Annotated in this window: 5 protein-coding genes; all 5 read right to left on the minus strand. The window is 73.9% G+C overall.

Going from position 1 to position 6,846, the window contains the following annotated elements:
* Positions 1-61: 61 nt before the first annotated feature.
* The 5 genes from ACGFS9_RS18430 to ACGFS9_RS18450 all read right to left on the minus strand — a co-directional run bounded on the left by ACGFS9_RS18430 (position 62) and on the right by ACGFS9_RS18450 (position 6,207).
* Positions 62-1,018 carry a DUF389 domain-containing protein gene (locus ACGFS9_RS18430; RefSeq protein ID WP_393254360.1) on the minus strand — a complete coding sequence of 319 codons (957 nt, stop codon included), beginning with the start codon at positions 1,016-1,018 and terminating at the stop codon, positions 62-64.
* Entirely contained in the window at positions 1,009-2,787 is a 1,779-nt protein-coding gene (locus ACGFS9_RS18435; protein WP_393254362.1) for a cation:proton antiporter, read from the minus strand. Before ACGFS9_RS18435 ends, ACGFS9_RS18430 begins: the two co-directional genes overlap by 10 nt.
* 61 nt (positions 2,788-2,848) lie before the next feature.
* Positions 2,849-3,892 carry a cytochrome d ubiquinol oxidase subunit II gene (locus ACGFS9_RS18440; RefSeq protein ID WP_393254364.1) on the minus strand — a complete coding sequence of 348 codons (1,044 nt, stop codon included), beginning with the start codon at positions 3,890-3,892 and terminating at the stop codon, positions 2,849-2,851.
* Positions 3,889-5,364, minus strand: coding sequence for a cytochrome ubiquinol oxidase subunit I (locus ACGFS9_RS18445; protein WP_393254365.1), 1,476 nt, complete (start codon positions 5,362-5,364; stop codon positions 3,889-3,891). Before ACGFS9_RS18445 ends, ACGFS9_RS18440 begins: the two co-directional genes overlap by 4 nt.
* A 48-nt stretch (positions 5,365-5,412) precedes the next feature.
* Positions 5,413-6,207: an SDR family oxidoreductase gene (locus ACGFS9_RS18450; protein WP_393254385.1), complete on the minus strand. Its 795-nt coding sequence runs from the start codon at positions 6,205-6,207 to the stop codon at positions 5,413-5,415.
* Positions 6,208-6,846 lie beyond the last annotated feature (639 nt).

The raw sequence follows: 6,846 nt of genomic DNA on the forward strand, positions 1-6,846 counted from the left end.
CTGTCACCTCACGGACCGGACCGGACGCCTCCGCTCCGCGCGTTCCGTGCCGGCGGCGCGCTCACCCGGCGGTGACGCCCGGCCGGCGCCGGGCGACCCACCGCCAGGCGGCCCGCTGGCCGCGCAGGGTGAGCGCGCCGACCACCACGAGCACGGTCACGTTCACGAGGAGCTGGATGATCGATCCGCGGGCCTCGTCCCAGCTGCCGAAGGCGGCGGAGACGCTGAAGTCGGCGGCGGCCGGGATGGTGGTGACGGAGATGAAGACGCCGAGCAGCGCGCTCGTCCTGGCCTCGGTCAGCGACATGATGCCGACGACTCCGGCCAGGGTGGCGACCGCGACCGAGAAGAAGTCGGGGGTGTCGATGAGGCTGGACACGGGGCGAACGCCCTCGCCGAACGCCCGGGACTCCAGGCCGAACCCGCGGATCGCGAGAGCGAACAGGAAGGTCACCGCGATGGCCAGCAGGAACCCGGCCAGCAGCGCCACGAGCCCGGCGCGCACCCTCGGCCCGGAACGCCGGTCGATGCCCAGCGCGATGCTCACGATGGCGCCGTACTCGGGTCCGACGACCATCGCCGCGACGATGAGGATCTGCGAGTTGGTGACGATCCCGACGGCGCCGATGAGCCCGGCCACCACGAGATAGAGGTAGAAACTCGGCGCGTAGGTGCCCTGGGCCCGGATGCGCGCCTCGACCTCCTCCCAGACCGGCGCCCGCGACAGCGCTCCGAGCCGCAGCGATCCCTCCTCCGCCGCGGCGCCCCCGGCGAAGGCCATCTCCACCGGTTCGATGACGAGCGAGCCCTCCCGGTCGAGCCGCAGCCGGCGCAGCCCGCGCAGTACCTCGTTGGCGCCGCCGGTCAGCACGTCGCAGGCGAGGGCGTCGCCGTCGGGGTGGCGCGCGATGCCGGGCTGCACCACGAGGTTGAGGACGCACGGGTCCGCAGCCAGGAGCGCCACGACCGCGTCGGTCGACGCGGCGGGGCTGACCATCCGGATGTGGATCAGGTCCATCCGCCCGCCTCCGCTGCGTCCGGGGTGCAGAGCAGGACCGCGCTGTCCCGGGGCCCGGGCCGCGGGGCGTGCGTCGCGGTGACGGCGTCGAGCGCGCCGTCGGGTCGCACGACGAACAGCAGCGTGCACCCGGCGGGGAGCCCTGCCCCGGCCGGGCGGCACACGATCCGGTCACCCCGCTCGTAGCGGCGGGCGAGTTCGGGTCTGCTCAGCTCCGACCCGAAGAGGGTGTCCCCCGGGGTGTAGGGGGCGACGACGCCGTGACTGGAACCGGGAGGGCCGAGCCGGTGCACGAATCCGTCGACCGTGCCGGTCAGGTTCGCCGCGGCCAGCGCGTTGAAGTCGTCCTCCTCGGTGAGGAGCAGCACGCCGGTGATCCCTTCGAGTTCTGCCCCCTCGCCGGTGGCCGCGGCGAGCAGCTCGCCGCCGGCGAGGGACAGCCCCGCGGCGCGGATCAGCTCGCGCTGCCGCTCCTGTCCGGCCCACATCAGTACGTCGAGCCCGGCGGCCCGCAGGGCTCGTCCGATGTCCAGCGCCCAGGGGTCCCCGCCGACGAGGAGCGGGCGGGCGCGCGCCGGGCGCAGCACGCCGAGACGCCGGGCGACGGGATGCGCGCTCAGCCCGTAGAGGGTGACGGTGCCGACGATGACCAGGAAGGTCGCGGGCAGGATCTTCTGCGCTCCCCCCACGTGCTCGGCGACCAGGGTGGCGGAGAACGTCGACGCGGTGGCCGCGGCGACGATGCCGCGCGGGGCCATCCAGCCGATGAACGCCCTCTCTCCGCGCGGCACGTCGGTTCCCAGCGTCGCCACGAACGCGACGAGCGGCCGGACGACGAGGACGAGTGCGGCGAGCAGGACGAGCGTGGGCAGCACGAGGTGCCGCAGGGAGGACGGTGTGACGGTCGCCGAGATGGAGATGAACAGCAGGCCGATGATCAGCGACACCAGGGTCTCCAGGAACGGCCGGCGCGCGGGGAGGTCGACCCCGGGCAGGTTGGCCAGCGCCATGCCCATCACCACCGCGGCGATGAGCCCGGTGTCGTCCCGGATCGCGTCGCAGGCCGCCGCCGTGCCGACCGCGGCGGCGAGCTGCACGGTGGTGCCGAGCACCTCGGCCGCGTTCAGCCGGCGCAGCAGCAGCCACAGCACGGCGGCACCGATCGCTCCCCCCGCCAGCCCGACCGCCGAACTGGCGGCGAACTGACCGAACTTGAACCCCGCTCCGCCGCCGGTCTGGGCGACCACGCCGTGGAAGACGAGGGCGCCGAGGATGCCTCCGACGGCGTCGATCAGGGAGCCCTCCCAGATCAGGACGCGCTGGAGCCGTTCGGTCGGGCGGACGAAGTTCAGCAGCGGTCCGACGACGGTGGGGCCCGAGACGATCAGGATCGCGCCGAGCATGACCGCCGCGCCGCGCGACATGCCGAGGAGCGGCACGGCGAGCAGGGCCGCGCCGGCCCAGGTGATCACCGCGCCGAGCACGATCAGCCGGACCACGACGCGCCGCATGTGCCCGTGCAGCCTGCTGATGTTCAGGCCGAGTCCGGCCTCGTAGAGGATCACCGCCACGGCGAGCGACACCATCGGGGAGAAGGCGTCGCCCAGCAGCTTGTCCGGGTGGACGACGTCGGTGAGCGCGCCGGCCGCGAAGCCGACGGGCAGCAGGACGATCAGGGCGGGGATGCGCAGCCGGCTCGCCAGGAGCTGCGAGCCGACGGCCAGCACGACGATCAGTCCGAGGCCTTCGAGTACCTGCTGGTCCGTCACGGCTGCCTCCTGGCCGGCCGGCGGTGCCGGCGGCCGGTTCGTCGGATCATGGGAGGGCCGGTCAGCCCTCGCCGGGCGGCCGGGTCCCGCCCTGGACGTCCGCGTCGGTCTGGGCCTCCAGCAGGCCGCGGGTGTCCAGCCGGTAGAGCACCACCAGGGCGGGCCCCACGAGCACGACCGCGACGGCCGTGACGATCAGCAGCCAGTGCAGCGAGCCCGGAGCACCGGCCGCCTCCCGTACCGTGAGCGAGGTCGGCACCAGGTAGGGCCGCTGGGCGACGCCCCACGCGGCGATCACCAGGGCCACGGCCGCGACCGCGGTGAAGCGGGCCCGGCCCGCCGCCCGGCCGGCGACCAGCAACGCGGTGGCCCCGGCCGCGACCGCCGCGAGGAGGACCAGCAGCAGTCCCGGTCCGCGGGTGAGGCGGTCGTACACGTAGGCGGTGTGGTCGCGGGTCTCGGCCAGCCCGACGAGGGCCAGGACGGCGACGGCGGCGAGGCTGCACCAGGCGCGGCGCCGGAAGTACACGACGAGGTCGGGGGCGTCGAAGCGGTGGGCGTCGGCCGTCAGGAAGACGGCGCCGAGGAAGGCGGTGGCGGCGACGGCGAGCAGGCCGGCGACGACGGAGGTGGTGCTCGCCCACACGTGCGCGGAGGGGGCGGTGCCCGGGGCGGCGCGGCCGGAGGCGACCCCGCCGACCGCGACGCCCAGGAAGAACGGGGTGAGCAGGGAGGCGACGGCGAAGACCGCTCCGAACAGGCGGCGCCGGGAGAGCCGGCGGGCGGGTTTGCGCAGGGCGAACCCGGCTCCCCGCAGGACGAGGCCGACCGCGGCGAGGGCGAGCGGCAGCCACATCGAGCCGAACACGGCCTCGAAGAACACCGGGAACCCGGTCCACATGAGGACGAGGACGAAGATCAGCCAGACGTTGTTGACCTCCCAGACCGGCTCCATCGCGTGGTCGATCAGGGCGCGCGGCCGGCTGCCGCGCCGGGTGCCGCCGGCGGCCAGGTCCCAGAACCCTGCCCCGTAGTCGACTCCTCCCCCGCAGGCGTACGCGGCCGTCGCGAGCAGCAGGATCCAGGCGGCCACCGTGGCGGTCATCGGGGATCTCCCGGTTCCGGGCGGGGGTCCGGCGCCGCGGCGCCCGCGCCGGCCTCGACGGTCTCCCGGCGGGGGCCGTACGGCGTGTCGAGTTCGGGGGCCTGGTCCGGCGCGCCGGCGGACGCGTCCGTGCTCCGCCAGCGTCTGCTCATCATCCGGACGGCCACGAGGAACGCTCCGAACATGAGCACGTAGACGGCCACCACGATCCCGAACATGATCCACAGCGAGACGGGCCGGGCGGACGTCACGGCGTCGGAGACCCGCATGTGGCCGTACACGATCCAGGGCTGGCGGCCTACCTCGGTGGTGATCCAGCCGCATTCGACGGTCACCACGCTCGCCACCCCCGCGACCGCGGCGCAGCGGAAGAACCAGGGCGAGCGGGGCAGGCCGCGGCGGCGCAGCCGGCACCAGCCGTACCAGAGGGCGAGCAGGACCAGCGCGCTGCCGAGGCCGGCCATGATGTCGAACGCCCAGTGGACGATGGTCGCCTGAGTGGGAGTCGGCCGGTCCGCGGCGGCGACGGAGGTCAGTCCGGACACCCGGGTGCCGGGGCTGCCGCCGGCCAGGATCGAGTCCAGCTGGGGAATCCTGATGCCGCCGGTGACGGTGCCGTCGGGTTGCAGCCGTCCGAAGACGTACTCGGGGACGTGGGTGTCCGTCGTCCAGACCAGTTCCGCCGCGGCGAACTTCACCGGCTGCTTCTGGAACAGCTGGCGGGTGATGTTGTCGCCGAGGAAGAACTGCACCGGTGTGAGGAGGGCCGCGACGGTGAACGGCACCCGGAACCCGAGCAGGTGGTACCGGTCCCGTCGTCCCTGCAGCCAGCCGACCGCGTACACGCCGGCCACCACGTAGCCGGCGGTGAGGAACATGGCCGCGACGAAGTGCCAGTACTGCGGGCCGAACATCGGGGTGAAGACCGCGGAGCGGATGTCGACGTCCGTGGGACGGCCCTGGGCGTCGAGCCGGAATCCCTGCGGGGTGTTCATCCACGCGTTGGCGCCGATGATGCCGAAGGCGCCGAGGAGCGCGGCGAGCGGCAGCGGGGTGGCGAGCCAGAAGTGCGTCCACGGCCGCAGCCGCCGCCAGCCGTAGAGGTAGATCGCGATGAGCACCGCCTCCAGGAAGAAGGCCCATGCCTCCACCCCGAAGCCGAGGCCGAAGACGTCTCCCCAGGTGCCCATCATCTTCGGCCACAGCAGTCCGAACTCGAAGGACAGCACGGTGCCGGTGACGATGCCGACGGCGAACTGCACGGCCATCACGGCCGACCAGCGCCGGGCGAGCAGCAGGGCGACGGGGTCGTCGTGGCGCAGGGCCCGGTGGTGCATGACGAGGGTGATGAACGGCAGGGCCACGCCGAGCGGCACGATGATGATGTGGGTGGCGAGGGTGAAGGCCATCAGCTCCCGCGCGGGGAGCAGTTGCCCGGGGGTCCCTGCCAGGAGGGTCGTTGCCTGGTGCATGCGGGCCTATCGGCTGGTGACGACGGTGGGAGGTGCCGTGGCGCCGTCTCAGCCGCCGGTGGCGAAGCCGGGGAAGAGCGTCATGCCCCCGTCGACGAACAGGGTGGTGCCGACCACGTAGTCCATGAGGTCCGAGGCGAGCACGGTCACCGCCGACGCGATGTCCTCGGGATCGCCGACCCGCCGGTAGGGGATCAGCTTGAGGAGGTCCCGCTCGGCCTCGGGCGTCTCCCAGGCGGCGCGGTTGATCGGTGTCCGGATCGCCCCGGGGGCGACCGCGTTCACCCGGATGCCGCTGGGGCCGAGTTCCTGGGCGAGGGTCTCCATGAGCATCAGCACGCCGCCCTTGGACGAGGCGTAGTTCAGGTGCCCGGACCACGGGATGACCTGGTGCACCGAACTCATGCAGACGATCTTGCCCGCCGACCGGGAGACGCCGGGGACGACTCCCCGCCGCAGGAACTCCTTGGCGGCCTCCCGGGCGCACAGGAACTGGCCGGTGAGGTTCACGTCGATGACCTTCTGCCACTGGGCGAGGGTCATCTCCGTTGCCGGGGCGTCGCGTTGCAGTCCGGCGTTGGCGACCAGGATGTCGATGGTGCCGAACTCCTCCAGCATGCGCGCGAACATGCCGGTCACCTGGGCCTCGTCGGAGACGTCGGCCTCGTACGCGAGGGCCCGGACGCCGAAGCCCTCGATCCGCCGGACGACGTCCTCGGCCGCGTCCCGGTCCGAGACGTAGTTGACGACCACGTCGGCGCCCGCGCGGCCGAGCGCGATCGCGGTGGCCAGCCCGATACCGGAGTTCGCGCCCGTCACCAGCGCCTTCTGGCCGCGCAGCAGCGGCAGTGCCGCCGGGTGCGAGCCGCTGTCCACGTCTGAGGTCACTGTCGTCTCCCGTTCGTCGGTGCGCCGTGGCAGGGAACCATTGCGGAGCGGGGCGGGAGGGGGCCAACTCGCCCGGCTCGGCCGTTGGGGGGAGCCGGGTCCCTCCTGCGGAGCAACGGACCGGCCGGACGCGTACGGCGCCTTCCGCGTCCGCCGGGCGCGGACACCCGGCTCCGGCCCCTCGGTGCCCGGGAGCGGCCGGGCGTCCGGGCGTCCGGCGACCGGGGGTGACGGGTCGCCGGCCGTACCGCCCGCGCGGCGGGCGACCTGCGGGGCGGCGGGGGTCGCCCCCGCCTGCGGGAACGCCGGCGGGCCGGGGAGCCGGCACCGACGAGGCGTTCGGCGGAGGGAACGGCGACGGGCCGGGGTCCGACCGCGTCGCGGGCGGAACACCGGTCGGCCACCGGCGTATTCCGGAGGGTCCGGCCGCGCGGCAACGGCGCCCCGCCCCGCGCATCCGGCCGGCCCGCGCAGGGCGGTGCCCCCGACGCGTCGCATGCCAATGCCGTTGCTTTAGTGGTCGTGCCACCGGTTGTTCAAGGCCACGGCGATCGGTGGACGTCGGCTGCTGGAAGGCTCGCCAGGGGCTTTGCT

It is taken from the genome of Streptomyces sp. NPDC048566 (assembly GCF_043199735.1).
Classification (GTDB): domain Bacteria; phylum Actinomycetota; class Actinomycetes; order Streptomycetales; family Streptomycetaceae; genus Streptomyces.

Bases quoted from the DNA above. Each gene is read 5' to 3' on its own strand.
- ACGFS9_RS18430 (WP_393254360.1), bottom strand. From the start codon at position 1,018: ATGGACCTGATCCACATCCGGATGGTCAGCCCCGCCGCGTCGACCGAC.
- ACGFS9_RS18440 (WP_393254364.1), bottom strand. From the start codon at position 3,892: ATGACCGCCACGGTGGCCGCCTGGATCCTGCTGCTCGCGACGGCCGCG.
- ACGFS9_RS18445 (WP_393254365.1), bottom strand. From the start codon at position 5,364: ATGCACCAGGCAACGACCCTCCTGGCAGGGACCCCCGGGCAACTGCTC.